Below are 17,236 nucleotides of genomic sequence, written 5' to 3'. Positions count from 1 at the left end.
TTGATGTACTTGCAAAGAAATAATGCTAAAATTTTAAAAATAACTCAAAATAATCTACTTTTTAATGATTTTAAATTTAATAAATAAAATTGAAATAGGTGAGTGCAACAACAACAACAACAACAACAACAACAACAACAACAACAAATATAAGAATTTCCTTAACTCACCATTGCGCTAAACTTGTGTTAACAGTTAGCTATTTTAACGGTGAATTTTTTTCGGTATATTTCTTAAAATTGTTCAAAATCGCTTGCCATCCCTGTTGTTGCATTTCTATTGGGTTTGAACTTTCAGCGTCAAAAATTGTAGTTATTTTTGTTTTACCGTCAAGATTTTCAAACGTTGTTGTTACTTGTCTATTGTCACTCATTGTATAAGTGATTTTTTGTAGGTCAATCACTTCATCATAAATTGCTTCAAAGTTAAATCCAAAATTTCCGTCTTTAGCTTCCATTCTTGCAAAATATTTTCCACCAACCTCTAAATTATTTTCTACCTTTGGACATTGCCAATCATCTGTGGCAAAATTCCATTTTGTGATATGTTCAGGTTTTGTCCAAAAGTCCCAAACTAAGTTAGTATCTTTTGAAATGATAGCTTCAACAATTATTTTCATTTGTCCCTTTTATTTGTGATTTTATTTTCGTTTAAAATATTTTTTTTTGGTTGTACTTTACAATGAAATCAAACAGTCTTGTAATTTATCGAAGAAAAAAAAATCAAATCCGAAACGTTCAATTTAGACTGAATTAAGTTCTTTTTCAAACAACGAGTTAGATTAAGTTTTATTTAAATATCTTTTTAATACTATTCCAAATACTAACTTTCTGTTTAGCCAACACAATTGGTTTTTTACTATCTTGCAGTTGAACGGTATTTTGATTTAAATTGGTATTTGTCCCATCAAGCTTTGTTTTATCCTTTGTAGGAGAGATTTTTAAATCAGTAATTAATTCTATATTTAGCCCTTTACTTTCCAATGTTTCTTTAAATTGTTTTAGAAAAATAGATAAACTGACAGGTAATTTATCTACGTCTGTTAAATCAGCTGCACTATCATAATTTAAAATATTTCTCTCAGTATAATTTTGTTTTTTTATTTGAAGCCTCCAATAATCCCAATTTTCATTAATGGAATTATTTGGGAAAAGTTTGTCAATTTCATAATTCAGAAAATAAACCAATTTATTTAAATCCACATTGTCTGCTTTGCATTCCTTGATAAGTGCCTGTTTAGATAATTCTAATGTTTTTTTATCAAAGCTATGGTTTTGAACTAAATGTATTAAATCAAATAAGTCCTTAAAACGAGGCCTTACCAGTGTTTGGTGTATTTTCCAAGACACTTGTAAACTTAATGGAACAGTGTTAGCTATAATAAAAAATTCTCCATTAATTGGTTTATAAATTAATGAAATTGGCGAGTGGTCAATATCCAAGTTAAATGAAATGTCTATATCAATATCAAGTTTAGTTTCTCCAACCCAACATATTAAATCAGTATTAACTGTTGGAAAATCATCTGCCATAGCATAGTCAATTTTTCTCCAAAATTCATTTTCCTTAAAAGATCTAAATTTTACCCCATCATTTAATTTAAGTTCAGTTATTTCAGTAGCCCATTTATTAAATATTTCTTTTGCAGTATCTTCATCATTGATTTTGTTTAGGTAAACCCAATCAAGGTCAGCAGGAATTCTATCTTTAGAATTATTGAAATATTGTCGAGTTACATAACTACCTTTTAACATAAAAGGAGAATTGATTAAAGCAGCTCTACGAATAAAAGCTTCGTGAGCTATCATCTCAAATTTTTTGTATTCGGTTGTTTCCATTTTTAATTCTCTAATTGAGGTAGCCAGCCTGTATCTAGAAATTTATTGTTATCATAAATACAATATTCTGCTTCTTGTTTAAAAATTGTCCAATTACCTTTTTTAAGGTCTTTTACGAGTTTATTTACTCTGTTTTCAAATTCAATTTTAGATCCAAATTCTCTCAAAGTGATAAAACGTTTATTACTTTCATTTTTTAATGAATTTAATGATAAATGCACGTTGTGTTTTTTACAAATCTCATTTAAATTATCAATTTGAGAATAATCAATTTTCCCGTGCCATTCAAAATATTTTTGAAAAGAAGATTTATAATTTTGAAATAAATCGAAATTTTCTGCAGGAATCTCAATTTTGAGACGTTTAATTATAAAATTCTCTTTAGTTAAATGTTTTGATAATTCGGTAGAAATGGCTAAAACATTTTTAATGTTATCTGAAAATACTATTTTACTAAACATAGGTTGTTTTATAAATTTACCCGCCGAAAGTTCTATCATTAATGGTTTGGCATCAATCTTAGCACATACAGCAATAAACTCATTTTGACGACATGGGGTCAAATAGTTTGTAGTAATATGTATTTCAAATGGTACAATTTTATACACTTTAATAATGTAATTACTCTTTTTTAATAAAATTACTACTAATCGGACATATATTGCCGATTGTAATGGATTAGAAAGTCAAAACTTTTAATCTTGTAGAAGAAAAGTAATAGCCTATTATTTATTAAATTTAAAAAAAATTAATATAAAAGACTAATGTCAGAAAAACACACATAAATTTTTATATTTACTTTAACCTGAAATTTCGTAAAAAAAATTTTAGCCAAAGATGTTTCTCATCAAAAACATAATAATTATACAAATGACAAGATATAATATTCTTTTTGTTCTATTAAATCGTTTAATTTTTTGACCACAGACTATACATTCTTTTTGCGAAATCTTAACAAACTTTAAAGACATAGCTTCATCTATTTTTGGTTTGTTATATTTACTAAAATATCTAGTATCAATTGTGTGATCATCAATATCATATTGAAATAATTTTGTTGAACCACATCGATTACAAGCATTCTCAATGAGTTTTTTTTCTTTTTGGATTAAATTTGAAATTTAATTTTTAGTTAATTTTCTCTTATGAAATATGTAGTTTTTCAGTTCAATTTGCATTTTTTTTCAATATTGAGGAAAACGATAAGTATAGAAATATGCAATTTCCATATCACTTAAAGCATTTAGAAAAGAAAGTATATCCATTTTAAAAAAAAAATCTAGAAAGTGTTTGATATTTTCGCTAAAGTTTAGTGCTTTGTGTTGTAGTTGGAATTATGAATTGAAAGCCCAAACTATAGCTAAAAGCCATTTGAAAAACTAAATTTAATCTTTTGTACATCTGTATAATATGATACAAAACCGTGTAAGCTGTTTTTTTTTTATCGTAGTGTTTATGTTCTACTATAAATTATCAAATCACAACTTAGAGCAATTATGAACGTGTTACCAGTGTCGGAAAAACCGAAAGCTCGTAGCTCACAGGCACCGTTTTTTCCTACAAAAATTTTTACTTTTCTGTCAGGTGATTGCAGATAAATCCTATTCACTAAATATCTTTCAAAGGGTTTGTCATCTGGTTCCGGGTCAGAAATAATCAATGTCCAACCGTCTTGTGTTGTCTTTGATAAATTATCTTCTCCATAAAGTCCGCAAGTATTAATTTCTATGTTTGCTAAAAAGTCAAAACCAACAATTGAATTTGTTGACTTGTTTAATTTGTGCCACCAATCAGAGTCGTCATGTTTTCTTGCAACTTTTTCTCCTGTCTTGCAATCAAAAATACCTTGTCCTTGACTTGACAAAACAATTAAAAAATCTTGGTTGGAAACATATCCAATATTTTCAAGTCCGCCTACTCCAAAAGTGTTTTTATGTGTCCACATATGTTCTGTTTAAAATTACTGTTTATGTGACGAAGCTTGGCGCATGTAGCGAAAAATAAAGCAGAAACTTTATCATTAACCAAAACTAAGCTACGCCTATTTGATTTTTAAATTTAATAATAAAAATTGAAATGACGATTGCGACAAAAAAAAAAAGAAGCTTTCTATATTTACACTAGACTGTCATTTCGAAAAACCGATGTTGTGTATTCAGCTTTTTATTCAGTTTTGTTTAGTGTCCAAATAATTGCTTTTTCCTTTGTTGCTCTGAAAATTGTTATATGACTTTCTTTTGGTTCGTTCGAAAATTTCCATTTGACATTTTCTTTGTTCTCTTTTTTGAAAATGTCAGCTAATTCTTTTGTAAAAGGCGAAATATCTTCTGCATCTGACCCTGCAAACCAAATTCGTTTTTCTGAAGTTGGGAATTTCGCTAAATGTTCTTTTGCCGTTTTTACCAAATAATGATTGTTCCACCAAAGTGATGGGTCAAATGCGATATAATTGTCAAACATTTCTGGTGTTAGAAAAAATGTTTCCATTACAAAAAGTCCTGATGCAGATTCTCCAATTATACTTTTTTCAGATGTTGTTCTGTATCGATTTTTAATTTCAGTGAAAAGTTCGTCTTTGATAAATGCTCTAAATTTATCTGAACCACCAACAACTGGTGCAATTTCTTTGTCTTTCGCTACTTCTGTAAAGCCTGTCAAATCTCTTCTTCGTTGCGTGTTTTCAATTCCGACAAGTATTAAAGGTTTTATTTTCTTTTCTTTAATTAGTTTATCCAAAGTATTTGCAATGTGAGGAAAATCTTCTTTTATTCCACCATCTGCCATATACATTACGGGCAAAGAGTCTTTACTTGCATTATAATTTTCTGGTGTCCAAACATTCACTACTCTTTCTTCTCCAACTTGTTTAGATTGAATTTTAAAAGTTTCGTATTCTGGAATAGGGTCGTTTGGCTGTGATGAGTTTGAGCAACTTGTTAATGTTACAAGTATAAAAATTAAGTTGTAATAAATGAATTTCATATTTTATATTTATTTTTTGTAAAATGTCGTTTTAAATAGACGTACTACGTTTTGGTACTTAACTAAGCAACGAAAAATAAAACTTTACGATTGACCAAAACTAAGCAACGCCTTTTTGATTTTTAAATTTATTAAAAAAATGAAATAAGCGAGTGCAACAAAAAAGAAAATCAACTTCGAATTTAATATTTATTACTCATTGAACCAAACTTGAGTTACCGATAGTTTTACGTCAATAGTTTTAATAAAATTGCCAATAATCCAATTAATAAACATAATGGAGAATAGTACCTTGTGTCGTTTTTTCCAAATTTTGTTTGATCAATTTTCTTGAAGAAACCAATATATTTAAATTCACCAATAGCTCTTAGGATAAAAATACTTGCGATTAACCAAAGTCCATATAGCTGAACAGACTCGAGCAATAATGATCGTTTAAAATCTATTATATTCAACAAAACAACAAGCCCAAAACCTAATAAACCAAATGCAACAATTAATGTTGTTATTATACCTGGCATTCTTGCTTGTGCATTATTTTTTTTAGTTGGTATAACAGAATCATTCCAACGTTTTCCTCCAAATGCCCAGTAAAAATGGATTGAAGCAAGCAATGAAAAAATACTAATTAAAAGAACCGCTATTATTGTTACCATATAGTTTAAATTACGTTTAAGCTGAAAATCTTATCCATACTTTTTTTATTGACTGATTTTGGTGTATTTTTCATTGCCAAATTTCGCAACCATATTCCATACTTATTTTCAATATGTGCCATTTTTCCAATTCTCCAACTTGTATTTACAATCGCAAGTGCTTTTTTTCTTCTTATATTTTCATACTTTTTAAAGGCGTTTCCAATAGGGATATTCTTACTCAAAAGTTCACCTAATACGTACGCGTCTTCAATAGCTTGACAAGCTCCTTGTCCCAAGTTTGGCGTAGTGGCGTGAGCTGCATCACCTACTAAGCATATATTTTTACTTTGCCATTTGTCGATTGGTTTTAGATCAAAAACATCACTCACTATAATTTTCTCTTTATTAGTGACTGAAATTATATTTATAATATCAACATGAAATTCACTAAAATAATCTGCTAAATTTATATTGTTGGGCTCTAAATTTTTTGAATTTGCCAACGCATACCAATACACTTCTTTATCACTTATTTTTACAAAGCCAAAGCGTTTTCCCTTTCCCCAAGCTTCATTAAGCTCGTTATGATATTTTTGAGGTAAATGTGTTTCACAAATACCTCTCCAACAAATTTGTTTTGAGTCGCGTAATGTGCTTTTTTCAAATAATTGATTTCTAACTACTGATTTTATTCCATCTGCTCCAATTACAATGTCACTTTCAATCGTTGAATTGTCTTCAAAAGTCAGCTTCAAAAGTTCTGATTTTTGAATTTTAGAAAGTCGTTTTGATAAATGAATATGGTCAAGACCAAGTTCGTCTATGAGTATTTTTTGTAATACTCCTCTATGAATGGCTGTATTTTGAACATCATATTTCTGTTCGTAAGTACTTAGGTCTATTTTACTCAAATTGTTTAGCTGATCATCTGTAATTTTCATAAACGAGATTTTATTCCCAGCTTTTTCAATTTTGCGATGAATACCTAGTCCTTTAAAGACTTGCATTGCATTATTTGCAATTATAATTCCTGCTCCAACTGATTTAATTTCTTTAGAACCTTCAAAAATGGTTGGCTTGATTCCTTTCTGTTTCAGTATTAAGGCTGTTGTTAATCCGCCAATTCCTGCTCCAATAATACTTATTGTTCCTTTCATTTTAATATTAATTTGATATAATCTGAAAGATAAAATTAGCGATGAAGTCATCAAAAAACGTTCACTTAAGTTAATTAGTGCAAATGCGTTTTCTGATTCTGCTTAATGATTGAGGCGTAATTCCAAGATAACTGGCGAGATGCCTTTGAGGGATTTTTTGAAAAAGTAAGGGATTTTCCTTTAAAAGTTTTAAATATCTGTTTTCAGGAGAATAATACAATAAATCTTCTATTCGTTTTTTTGCAAAAAAATAGACTTGTTCTGTCATTCTTTTCGAAAAAAGTTGCCAGTATATGCTACTGTTAGAAAGCTGATTCCAATTATCATAACTGATTAAACAAACTGTAGAGTTTTCTAATGCTTGTATATTTAGTTTTGAAGTAGATCTACGTAAGAAACTATCATAATCTGTAAAAACGATATCCTCAAGTTGATGGTCAAAGTGAAATAAGAAGTTTATTTCCTCTCCGTTTTCGTTAGAATAAAAAGTTCGCAATGAGCCATCTAATGTTATACCGATAAAGGAACAAATGTCATTTTCTTTAAGGAGATATTCATTTTTCAATACATCCTTAAATTGCAACAATGAATATAGTTCATCAAACAATTCTTCTTTGATTTGAAATGTTTGTATTAATTTATTACGATATATCTGGTTCATAATTTCTGCTTACAACGTTTTCGTAGCTTCATGCAGTTGGGAAATCATAAAAATAAAACTTTACGATTAACAAAAACTTAGCAACTCCATTTTGATTTTTAAATTTAATAAATAAAAATGAAATAGGTGAGTACGTTAAAAAAGTAAACCAACTTTGAGATTAGCCTTTACTCACCATTGCGCTAAACTGTGTTGACGGTAGTTGTTTTCTTGGTTACGATTGTCCCCACGCAAATTAACAATTGTCAAAATTAAGTTTTTTCAAATCTTCTCTTTGAATTGTTACACTAAAAATACTTTCGTTACTAAAACCATTTTCGCCTATTTGTAGAAGTAGAATTTTGTCAGAAAAAGTGATTTCTTCAATTTCTTTTTGTTCATATTGGCAATGTGTATAAATTCCGAATATTTTTGATTTGTCAGAACCTAAAAAATAATCCCATATTTTTACATCTTCGTTTGTTTCTTCTTCCTCATCTTCGTCTTCTAATTCTCTAAATCGTTCTTCCAGTGTTTCAGTATCAGCATAAATTACTTTACCTATATCATTCATTATGTCAGCAAAAAAAATAAGTTGTCCTGACTTTGGTAACAAACCTGAACTGTCAAATGGCGAAAATTGTGCTAAGTCAAGTTGAGCAACAAATCGTAAATCTTTTGGATATTCATTTTCATTTAGTAAATCAACAACTGCTCCACCATAACGAGAGTATCCTAATGGAATTTCTATTTCAGTGTGTTTTACATAATTTTTAAGCATCCAACTTTCGTGTTTCATAGAATGCTGGATAATATTGTATGTTGTCAGCAGTAAAGCTAATAATTTCAAATATTTGTGTTTGTTTTGTCCATTTGATATTTTTTATTTGTGAGGTTGGTCAAACAATTGCCACCAAGGTTTCGAGTCCTAGCGTCAGTGTTGCTAAATTGAAGCGCAAAGTTTCAATTTAGCAAGATTGTGCAAAAGCAAATTTTTATTTACTAAATTAAGAAAAAAAGCTAATGCTCACAGCATTGGCGGCATAAAAAGTACGAACGTTTAACTTAGCCGTTATTCCGATCTTTTGCCAAACTGCTTGTTATGTGATATGCTTATTTGTTCAGCGTTCTCTATGCTTTTTTCGTGATGTATTTTGTTTCTTTGGTTTTGCATTTGATTTCTCAAGGTTTGCAAAGTTTCGTTACAAATTTCCATTGTTATATTGCACTAAATAAAAATCAACATAATAGCTCAACATCGCATCGTCGTGAATTGGGTCAATTTCTGTGCCTTCTTCACGTAAAACATTGATAACGCTAATATTTGAACCAATTATTTTATCAGGTTATTCATCTCTAAATGAATTTTCTGATACAATGATTTTGATTAATTTTTTCATTCTTTATAAGTATTTTTTAATGCTTCAATAACTTCTTCTAATTCATACTATTTTACTGGTACTATTTCTTTTCCGTTGACATCAATAAATCCAAACCGAAAGTCTTGAATTAACGTTTTTTCTATTATTTTCAAAAGGCTTAATTTTTGAGAAAAAAGGGATAGAAACTTCTTTTCTATATAATTACTTTTTTTAATTTCATGAAGCATTGATTTTTATTCCAGCTTTGTTTAAGAATTCAATTTGTTTTTCTAAACATTTATCTTCTAAAACTTCTAATTCACGTTTCTTATTATTTAATTGATTTTTAATTTTTGTTCTTGCAACACTATCTTGCTCAACTACGTACTTTTCTAATAAAGTTGCATATTCAGTCTCAATGACATTAAAATAATTTAAAATTTCTTTATGAAAAGAAGCTGAATTTTCTGTAGGTTCAAAATTTACTTCGATAAAATCTTTGGTTTCTTTACAATATGAAGCTATTCCTTTTACTTGTTTGATTTTAATTTCGTGAGAAAATGTATCGTCTGCGTTTGAATCGAATGCACCATTTGTAAATTTTTCAAAACTTTCATCTAGTCGTTCTTTACAAGAATAAAAATCATGAGCTACTTTTTCGTTATAAGCAAATTCAGCTTTATTAGAGCAAGCAGCTAAACTGAATAGTAACAGCAAAATGATTACAGTAAGATTTGATTTCATTGTATATTTTTTATAATTAAATATAATAAAAAAAATATAAGTACTTGATATACAATACTAATATTCTTTAATCTTAGCATTTTTTTGTAAATTATTTTTGCTGTTTGATGTAGTTATTAGTTTTGTCATCGTATATAAATGTTGCCTTTTCATCGTATGGATTTTTTGTTTTTTCGTCATATCTAAATGATTTTGGATTGGCTTCATCAACAATTTTATCTCTATAATAAACATGTTTGTTGTCTTTACCAAAATTAGAATTTTCGATTGTCGAAAAAGAAGCAACATCTGCTGTAGTTTTAATTAAATTATCTGAGTTGAAATCAGAATAAAAAATTGTTTTTCCATCAGTAAAGTATTGATTGTTAATGTGTTCAAATTTAGAATAATCCAAACCTTCAAGTGTAAATTGATTTCCATTTATGAAAAGTTTGTCATCTGCTTTCAATAATAAAGCATTCGAATTAAATACTTTAACGGATTTTTCGTCTTTTAAATCGATTTTTTGTATTTCTTTATTTTTAAAAAAATAAACGTTTGAATTGGTTCGAATATAATACAAATTAAGCACCTTAAGTTCATCTGTATTTACGTTTTCTGATGTTATCCAATTGTTTTCTAGAAAATAAAGTTTGTTTTTGTCTTTCGAAAAACTTGTATTTAGCATTTCAAAGCTACTTAAATCAGCATCGAATTTTTTATCATTTAAAAATATATGATTTTTATCTTTTGCCCAATTTGCGTATTCTTTACTAATTATTTGATAAGTTAAAGGGTCCGCATTTTCAATTATTTGAAGTTCTAATTTACCACTTTTGGGAATGTCTTTAATCAGATATACATTGTTTTTGTCTTTGAGTAAAGTTGTTAATTTGTTTTCATCTTGATGATTTAATTTTTCAAGTTTAATTGATTCTACCGTAAAAGTTTCGTAATCAACATTTGAAATTGGAAAGTTTTTGTAGTAAAATGTATTTTTATCTTTCGCCCAATATTTTGAGATTATTTCGAAAGTTTCTTTATCTACATTTTCTAATTCTTTTGGTGTGTCTCCAACAAAGAGATTACTAAAATAAAAAACCTTATTTTTATCATAAGTTCCGTAATGATAATATTCTGATTTTTCTTTATTTACAACATTTCCAACTTGATTTGTAAAATCATTGCAACTGAACAAAACAAAAAGTAGATTCAAACATAATCCAATTTTAGCAAAGTATTTGAAATTTTTCATAATTGTGGTTGGTTTAAAAATTATTTCAATTTCATAACTTCTTCAAGCAATAGGGGTAAATTTGTTTCTGGATTTATGACATCGTTATTCCAAAAACTCATCACACAACTCATATAATTTCCGCGAACTTCTTCAGCAACATAATAAATCGTAAGCGTTTTTCCGCCCGACATTCCTGCAAGCATATTTTTTACACCAGTAAAATCGTAAATCACTTTTTTGGCTTTAGTTTCAACATTTTCGAAAACGACATCTACCATTTCTTCAGAAACAATTTTTCCACCTTTATTAGTTAAAGTAAAAGCAAGCTGATTGTCAATTGAGTTTTGCGCACTTTCTAAGGTTTTATGAACAGACCAATTCATTTGTCCATAATAAGGACATTGTATCGAGTTGATATTTTGCCAAGTACAACTACCACCTAATTTAATTTTTCGACCTCCAAAATCAATAATTTCAGTATTCATTGACGAATAATTTTCATTCGGAATTTTATCTTCAATAATTATGTTTACCAATTCTTTTTCCATCTCTAAATCTAAAGTACCAAACTTAGCAAACCAAATAACTGTTATCGATTTATTAGGATTTTCAAGAATGTAATACGATTCGTTCTGAATTAAATGCTCCGTAATTTTTTTTGATTTTGAAACAAAAAGATTATTTAAACGAATCGATTCTAATTTAGATTTAGATTCATTTTGTATATCAAGTTTTTTGAACAATTTTTTTAAACCTTGTTCATTGAAATCATACTTAAATGTTTCTTTTGTAATTACATAACCATCTAAATCGTACCAAGTTTTAGTTCCGTTTTCAATAATTCGGAGTCTTTCTAAAATTTTATTTTCTTGTGCTTGACAAACGCAAGTAAATAGTAATAAGGCTATAAATATTTTTTTCATCTACAGTTTTTTAAAATATATTACTTTTTAAAAGTGTTTTCTAAAATCAAATCAAACGTATCATCATTTGGATAAGGCATTTTTGCTTTGATGAAATTTCCTTCTTTATCAATAAAAATAAATCTCGGAATAGATTCTATGGTATAATCTTTTTCAAATTGTTTGTTATCTTTTATAATCAATTGTTTTACTGTTTTAGATTTACTTTTTGCCTGAGCCAACCAAGAAGTTTTGTTTTGGTCCACACTTAAGGCTATAAAAACTAAATCTGTATTCTTTACATTTTGATTCGCAGCTTTTTCAAAACTTGGCGAAACATATTTACAAGGTCCGCACCAAGTTGCCCAAACATCAATAATAACATATTTACCTTTGTAATCGCTTAAACGTATCGTTTTACCTTCTAAATCAAAAGCTTCAAAGTTTGGCGCAATGGCATTGTCTGACAAACGTTTGGTGTTATTTAAAAGTTTATTTAGGTAATTTATGTTTTCTGTTTTGGTTAAACCCGTTTGATATGTATTAAAAGTTGTAATAGCTTCGTCAGCGTTTTTACTATTTTTAATCATTGAAACTAAATTAATAGTCAAAAGTTTTTCTTTAAATGAATCGTTTGGTAATTTTAAAATCGCATTGAATATTTTGGTGTTTTCATCTAAATCTGAAGTATCATCTTTAATTAAATTATTTATAACTAATGCACGATAACTTCTGTCAAAAAGCATTTGTTCGTCGTTAAACTTAATTTTATGATGTAAAACTTTAAAAGCTTCAAAATCTTCATTCTTAAAATTCGGATTCTGTAATATCGCTTTCTTTTCAAAGTCATTCCACAAATTATAAAAATAAGCCACGATTTGTTTTTCTTGAATCTCTTTATAATCATCGCGAATGATGTAATTATCGCTGGTATATGAATTGGCAAGATTTTTTAATTCGCTCTCATATTCATCAAGAATTGATTCTGAAATCTTTTTAGGTTCATTGTTGTAAAAATCTTTGTCGATATAATACGATGAATTTGAACTGATGTTTTCAATATCAGATAAGTTATTTTCTGCTAATCTTGTACCTGTAATTTTAGCGGTAAACTCTGAACCTTCATGATTCAAATCTAAATGCAACTTGTCGTTTTTTCCAAAAACTAAATTGGTCGAAATACCGTTGTCAAATTTCAAATTGTACTTCGCAAGATTTAAATCCTCATTGATTTGTAACTTAAACGAATCCGAATTTATTGGAATCGTATATAAAGTATCATTAGTTAATAAATCCAGCAAATAAGCTTCTTTAATTTTATCCGTACTTTGAATGGTTCCCGAAATTTCAGTTGTATTGGATTGCATCATTTGATTTGGTTTTAAAATCCAGCAAATCAATCCAAATAAAACGACAAATGTTGTTGTACTAAATGCAATAGTTTTAAAATCTTTAAAAAAGGAAGCTTTGAAAGTTCTAAACGCATATCTTCTAAATCCAACAAATAAAAATAAAAGTCCTAAAGCAATACTTAATCCTTCGGAATAGGTGAAATAATAACCCAAATCACTTGAATAAAACAGCGCATTTTTAACCAGTTTTAGTGGATACCATTTTGGGGTTAAGTTTAAACCAGCTAATATTCCTGACGAAACCAAAAGTAAAAATCCTAATACAATTGATAAAATAAAATTCGAAAATCGTATGCTAAACGAATAAATCAAAGCAGTCAGAAAGAACAAACCAAACCATAAACGAATGCAAGTTTGAATTTCGTCATAACCAATCGAATAAAATGCTAGTGTTTTATTTGGTTGCAAAAAATATAAAACGGCAGCTATAAAAGCAACAGAAATTAAAAAGCAAAATATAGAAATTGCGTTAATAATTAGTAGTTTGAGAAATTTCGCAAAGTAAATGGCGAATTTATTTAAAGGTTGGGTTTCTAAAAGTTGCCAAGTATTATTTTTAAACTCTATTTGTGAAATTCGACTTGCAGAAATAATTACAATTATTGCACTAAAAAATTCAAAAGATTTTTTTAAAATGTTGAAATTGCTTTTGAAATAATTTTCCGGAGCCGTTAAAGATTCATTGTAATCACCATTAATTAGTGTAAATGTTAAAAATATAAATGGAACAATTGCTGCCAAAACAATCGCTGTATAAGTTATATAAGTTCCTTTTAGTTTGATGCCTTCGGTTTTAAAAGCTTTTATAAAATACGATAAATTAGATGCCATTAGTTGTTTTCTGTTAAATTCATAAACCAATCTTCAAGTCCGCCACGTTTAGTTACTTCAAAAATCTGAAAGTCATTTTGAACTAAATTTTGAATCAATTCCGGAATTTCATTCTCATGTTGTAATGTAAATTGTAATCTTTTTGAATCTATTTTCAAAACTTCAAATTTTTCTAATTTCGATTCATATTTAGAAACCTCATCCAACAAAACCTCAACCGTAACGTTTTTATTTTTAAGACTTAAATCAGCCATTGAACCTTCAAACATCAATTTTCCTTGATTGATGATAGCCAAATGCGTGCACGTTTTTTCAATTTCGTTTAATAAATGACTTGAAATCAAAATGGTAATTCCTTTTTCTTTGTTTATGCGTTTGATTAATTCGCGAATTTCAACGATTCCTTGCGGGTCTAAACCGTTTACAGGTTCATCTAAAATCAATAATTCAGGGTCATTTAAAAGTGCCATTCCAATAGCTAAACGCTGTTTCATTCCTAACGAATATTGTTTGGCTTTTTGTTTTTGGAATTTTGCTAATCCGACTAATTCCAACATTTCTTGAATTTTACTTTCAGATACATTCTGAATTGTAGCAATTAATTTTAAATTATTATATCCGCTTAAATGTAAGTAAAGCGTAGGAGTTTCAATAATACTTCCAATTTTTTTAAAGACTTCAGGAAGTTGTTTTTGTAAGGGTTGACCAAATAAATAAATAGATGCTGTATTTTGTTCGTTAATCAAACCCGTTATTAAACGCATGGTTGTAGATTTTCCGGCGCCATTCGGACCTAAAAATCCATAAATACTTCCTTTTGGAATATTTAGAGATAGGTTTTCTAATATTTTTCGTTTTTTATTAAACTGAAAATTTAGATTTTTTGTTTGAATCAGAAATTCATTCATATTTTTTTGTGATAAAAATAACGTTTTTATTCGTTGGTTGGTATTAATTTAAATAGGTGAATGTTTATTTAACATTTGTTGGCATTCTTTTTGATAAATTTAACATATGTAAATTTACTGATTATGAAATGATTATATAAATTAATTCAAAAACCACTTAATTATGAAAAAGTTATTCAAAATTTTAAAACTGTCATCATTTGCAATTGCTACAATAGTAATTGTAAGTTGTAATAAAGATGATAATTCACCAGTTGCAGCAGCTAGTTGTTTACCAACTAATCTTCAAAATGGAGTGATTGCAGCTTATACTTTTGGAAATGGTTCTTTAAATGATTCGTCAGGAAATGGTTATCATTTAACAAATACTACTACAGCTTCTCCTGGAGCTGATAGAGCAGGAAATTCAAATTGTGCGTTCCATTTTACTGAAGCAAATAATGAATTTTTAATTTACTCAAATGCTACTTTTTTAGATAATATTCAAAGTCAACCTTTCTCAATTTCATTATGGTACAAAAATGAAAGTTTAGATCCGAATAAATTTGAAATATTAATGGGAAAAAATACTAACACGCCAATTGGACAATTTTATGTTGGATTACATGATGTTAGAAGACCTGTTTTTTCGATTGACGGAAATTATGCTTGGGCAATAGGTAATCCTCAGGACCAATATACAACACCTCAATGGAGACATTTAGGACTTGTTTTTGATGGAAGTTTCTTGCAAATTTATATTGATGGAGTTTTTAATATCCAGTATTTAAAGCTACCTGCTATATTTAATTTTAATGGAATCCCTGGAAATATTGGCGATTTGTTTTTAGGAAAAAAATATGATGGTTTTTTAGATGATATTGTTATATACAATCGAAATTTAAGTCAAACAGAAATTACGCAATTATATAATTTACCTGCATGTTGTGTGTAATTTCATAAATAAAAATATTATTATGAAAAAGTTATTCAAAATTTTTACACTGTCATCTATTATAATTGCTTCGATAGTAATTGTAAGTTGTAATAAAGATGATAATTCACCAGTTGCAGCAGCTAGTTGTTTACCAACTAACCTTCAAAATGGAGTGATTGCAGCTTATACTTTTGGAAATGGTTCTTTAAATGATTCGTCAGGAAATGGTTATCATTTAACAAATACTACTACAGCTTCTCCTGGAGCTGATAGAGCAGGAAATTCAAATTGTGCATTTCATTTTACAAATGCAAATAATGAATTTTTAACTTATGTAAATCCTGTTTTTTTAAATAATTTTGATTCTCAACCTTTTTCAATTTCTTTATGGTATAAAAATGAAAATATTCAAACTAATGGAGGTTTTGAATTATTGATTGGTAGAGATACAGGAATGCATTGCCCTGATACTTCTGGACAATGGTCAGTTGCTTTATATGATTTGAGAAAACCTGTAATAGGAATTAATAAACATTCTTTATGGGCTTCTGAAATAACTGTAGGTTCTTATGCAGTTTCTCAGTGGCGTCATCTTGTAGTTACTTGTCAAGGAACAAATTTACAACTGTTCGTTGATGGTGTTTCAACTAATTCAGTGGCTGGTTTTGGCTGTGGTGGAGATGACTTTGATGCTGGTAATTTTGGAGATTTATTTTTAGGAAAAGATTTCGATGGCTTTTTAGATGATGTTGTAATATATAATAGAATTCTAAGTCAAACGGAAATTAATCAATTGTATAATTTACCAACTTGTTGTATGTAAATGTCTCAAATAAAAAAGATTATTATGAAAAAAATATTCAAAATTTTAACACTGTTATCTTTTATAATTGCTACGATGGTAATTGTAAGTTGTAATAAAGATGATAATTCTCCAGTTGCTGCAGCCAAATGCTTACCAACTAACCTTCAAAATGGAGTGGTTGCGGCTTACACTTTTGGAAATGGTTCTTTAAATGATTCGTCAGGAAATGGTTATCATTTAACAAATCCAACTTCTGCTTATTCTGATCAAGATAGAGCAGGAAATTCGAATTGCGCTTTCCATTTTATAAGAGGAAATAATGATTTTCTAACTCGAAGTAATGCAACGTTTTTGGATGGTTTTTTAACTCAAGATTTTTCAATTTCATTATGGTATAAAAATGAAAATCCGAGTTTAGTTGATTTCGAATTACTAATTGGAAGAGATGATGGTTTTCATTGTCCAAATACAAATGGACAATGGTCATTGGCTCTTTATGACTTAAAAAAACCAACTTTTGGAATGGATAAATTTTCAATTAATTGGAATTCTAATCCAGTTAATGCAATTCCAGTAGATCAACCGCAATGGCGTCATTTAGTAATTACGAGTAGTGGGTTAAATTTTAGATTGTTCTTGAATGGGGTTGAAACCTCAACATTTACTTCAGGACCTTGCGGACCTAATTCACAAGATTTAGGTGATTTGTTTTTGGGTAAATATTTTGAAGGTTTATTAGATGATGTTATTATTTACAATCGCATCTTGACAGTTAATGAAATAACTCAGTTATATAATTTACCTGCTTGTTGTATGTAATTTTAGTTTTTTTGAATATTAAAAATCCGAGAGTTTTAAGCTAATTAAACTCTCGGATTTTGTTTTA

The 17,236-nt window shown here is 28.4% G+C and carries 17 protein-coding genes; 3 read left to right on the top strand and 14 right to left on the bottom strand.

Annotated features, from left to right (window positions below):
* Positions 1 to 199: 199 nt before the first annotated feature.
* The 14 genes from HW119_RS15190 to HW119_RS15125 all read right to left on the bottom strand — a co-directional run bounded on the left by HW119_RS15190 (position 200) and on the right by HW119_RS15125 (position 14,629).
* Complete coding sequence (locus HW119_RS15190) at positions 200 to 619, bottom strand: SRPBCC domain-containing protein (RefSeq protein WP_177765848.1); 420 nt, start codon at positions 617 to 619, stop codon at positions 200 to 202.
* 169 nt (positions 620 to 788) lie between these two features.
* Complete coding sequence (locus HW119_RS15185) at positions 789 to 1,838, bottom strand: nucleotidyl transferase AbiEii/AbiGii toxin family protein (protein WP_177765846.1); 1,050 nt, start codon at positions 1,836 to 1,838, stop codon at positions 789 to 791.
* Between the two features lie 2 nt (positions 1,839 to 1,840).
* Entirely contained in the window at positions 1,841 to 2,446 is a 606-nt protein-coding gene (locus HW119_RS15180; protein ID WP_177765844.1) for a hypothetical protein, read from the bottom strand.
* A gap of 845 nt (positions 2,447 to 3,291) precedes the next feature.
* Complete coding sequence (locus HW119_RS15175; protein ID WP_177765842.1) at positions 3,292 to 3,783, bottom strand: hypothetical protein; 492 nt, start codon at positions 3,781 to 3,783, stop codon at positions 3,292 to 3,294.
* Between the two features lie 218 nt (positions 3,784 to 4,001).
* Positions 4,002 to 4,820 (bottom strand): alpha/beta hydrolase, encoded by an 819-nt coding sequence (locus tag HW119_RS15170; RefSeq protein WP_177765840.1) that lies wholly within the window; start codon positions 4,818 to 4,820, stop codon positions 4,002 to 4,004.
* Positions 4,821 to 5,047: 227 nt separating this feature from the next.
* Positions 5,048 to 5,476, bottom strand: coding sequence for a DUF3995 domain-containing protein (locus HW119_RS15165; protein WP_177765838.1), 429 nt, complete (start codon positions 5,474 to 5,476; stop codon positions 5,048 to 5,050).
* 5 nt (positions 5,477 to 5,481) lie between these two features.
* Entirely contained in the window at positions 5,482 to 6,615 is a 1,134-nt protein-coding gene (locus tag HW119_RS15160; protein ID WP_177765836.1) for an FAD-dependent monooxygenase, read from the bottom strand.
* Between the two features lie 70 nt (positions 6,616 to 6,685).
* Positions 6,686 to 7,276: a Crp/Fnr family transcriptional regulator gene (locus tag HW119_RS15155; RefSeq protein ID WP_177765834.1), complete on the bottom strand. Its 591-nt coding sequence runs from the start codon at positions 7,274 to 7,276 to the stop codon at positions 6,686 to 6,688.
* A 235-nt stretch (positions 7,277 to 7,511) separates the two neighbouring features.
* Entirely contained in the window at positions 7,512 to 8,054 is a 543-nt protein-coding gene (locus tag HW119_RS15150) for a DUF1963 domain-containing protein (RefSeq protein WP_177765832.1), read from the bottom strand.
* A gap of 799 nt (positions 8,055 to 8,853) precedes the next feature.
* Positions 8,854 to 9,360: a hypothetical protein gene (locus HW119_RS15145; protein ID WP_177765830.1), complete on the bottom strand. Its 507-nt coding sequence runs from the start codon at positions 9,358 to 9,360 to the stop codon at positions 8,854 to 8,856.
* Positions 9,361 to 9,451: 91 nt separating this feature from the next.
* Positions 9,452 to 10,594 carry a DKNYY domain-containing protein gene (locus tag HW119_RS15140; protein ID WP_177765828.1) on the bottom strand — a complete coding sequence of 381 codons (1,143 nt, stop codon included), beginning with the start codon at positions 10,592 to 10,594 and terminating at the stop codon, positions 9,452 to 9,454.
* Between the two features lie 20 nt (positions 10,595 to 10,614).
* A complete protein-coding gene (locus HW119_RS15135; protein WP_177765826.1) occupies positions 10,615 to 11,499 on the bottom strand; it encodes a hypothetical protein in 885 nt (294 codons plus the stop codon).
* 20 nt (positions 11,500 to 11,519) lie between these two features.
* Complete coding sequence (locus HW119_RS15130) at positions 11,520 to 13,721, bottom strand: redoxin domain-containing protein (RefSeq protein ID WP_177765824.1); 2,202 nt, start codon at positions 13,719 to 13,721, stop codon at positions 11,520 to 11,522.
* Entirely contained in the window at positions 13,721 to 14,629 is a 909-nt protein-coding gene (locus HW119_RS15125; RefSeq protein WP_177765822.1) for an ABC transporter ATP-binding protein, read from the bottom strand. The genes HW119_RS15130 and HW119_RS15125 overlap by 1 nt, the downstream gene beginning before the upstream one ends.
* A gap of 163 nt (positions 14,630 to 14,792) precedes the next feature.
* On the opposite strand from HW119_RS15125, the gene HW119_RS15120 reads away from it, so the two are divergent.
* From HW119_RS15120 to HW119_RS15110, 3 genes are read left to right on the top strand one after another with little or no spacing between them, the layout of a single operon-like run.
* Entirely contained in the window at positions 14,793 to 15,563 is a 771-nt protein-coding gene (locus tag HW119_RS15120) for a LamG domain-containing protein (protein WP_177765820.1), read from the top strand.
* A gap of 22 nt (positions 15,564 to 15,585) precedes the next feature.
* Entirely contained in the window at positions 15,586 to 16,368 is a 783-nt protein-coding gene (locus tag HW119_RS15115) for a LamG domain-containing protein (protein ID WP_177765818.1), read from the top strand.
* Positions 16,369 to 16,392: 24 nt separating this feature from the next.
* Positions 16,393 to 17,169 carry a LamG domain-containing protein gene (locus tag HW119_RS15110; RefSeq protein WP_177765816.1) on the top strand — a complete coding sequence of 259 codons (777 nt, stop codon included), beginning with the start codon at positions 16,393 to 16,395 and terminating at the stop codon, positions 17,167 to 17,169.
* Positions 17,170 to 17,236 lie beyond the last annotated feature (67 nt).

This window comes from Flavobacterium sp. I3-2, assembly GCF_013389595.1.
Classification (GTDB): Bacteria; Bacteroidota; Bacteroidia; order Flavobacteriales; family Flavobacteriaceae; genus Flavobacterium.
Note: the sequence above shows the minus strand (reverse complement) of the source record. Positions and strands in the feature narration are given on the sequence as shown.

Coding starts and splice junctions, on each gene's coding strand:
- HW119_RS15140 (WP_177765828.1), bottom strand. CDS start 10,594: ATGAAAAATTTCAAATACTTTGCTAAAATTGGATTATGTTTGAATCTA.
- HW119_RS15130 (WP_177765824.1), bottom strand. CDS start 13,721: ATGGCATCTAATTTATCGTATTTTATAAAAGCTTTTAAAACCGAAGGC.
- HW119_RS15115 (WP_177765818.1), top strand. CDS start 15,586: ATGAAAAAGTTATTCAAAATTTTTACACTGTCATCTATTATAATTGCT.
- HW119_RS15170 (WP_177765840.1), bottom strand. CDS start 4,820: ATGAAATTCATTTATTACAACTTAATTTTTATACTTGTAACATTAACA.
- HW119_RS15120 (WP_177765820.1), top strand. CDS start 14,793: ATGAAAAAGTTATTCAAAATTTTAAAACTGTCATCATTTGCAATTGCT.
- HW119_RS15110 (WP_177765816.1), top strand. CDS start 16,393: ATGAAAAAAATATTCAAAATTTTAACACTGTTATCTTTTATAATTGCT.
- HW119_RS15135 (WP_177765826.1), bottom strand. CDS start 11,499: ATGAAAAAAATATTTATAGCCTTATTACTATTTACTTGCGTTTGTCAA.
- HW119_RS15125 (WP_177765822.1), bottom strand. CDS start 14,629: ATGAATGAATTTCTGATTCAAACAAAAAATCTAAATTTTCAGTTTAAT.
- HW119_RS15165 (WP_177765838.1), bottom strand. CDS start 5,476: ATGGTAACAATAATAGCGGTTCTTTTAATTAGTATTTTTTCATTGCTT.
- HW119_RS15155 (WP_177765834.1), bottom strand. CDS start 7,276: ATGAACCAGATATATCGTAATAAATTAATACAAACATTTCAAATCAAA.
- HW119_RS15185 (WP_177765846.1), bottom strand. CDS start 1,838: ATGGAAACAACCGAATACAAAAAATTTGAGATGATAGCTCACGAAGCT.
- HW119_RS15145 (WP_177765830.1), bottom strand. CDS start 9,360: ATGAAATCAAATCTTACTGTAATCATTTTGCTGTTACTATTCAGTTTA.
- HW119_RS15160 (WP_177765836.1), bottom strand. CDS start 6,615: ATGAAAGGAACAATAAGTATTATTGGAGCAGGAATTGGCGGATTAACA.
- HW119_RS15150 (WP_177765832.1), bottom strand. CDS start 8,054: ATGAAACACGAAAGTTGGATGCTTAAAAATTATGTAAAACACACTGAA.
- HW119_RS15190 (WP_177765848.1), bottom strand. CDS start 619: ATGAAAATAATTGTTGAAGCTATCATTTCAAAAGATACTAACTTAGTT.
- HW119_RS15175 (WP_177765842.1), bottom strand. CDS start 3,783: ATGTGGACACATAAAAACACTTTTGGAGTAGGCGGACTTGAAAATATT.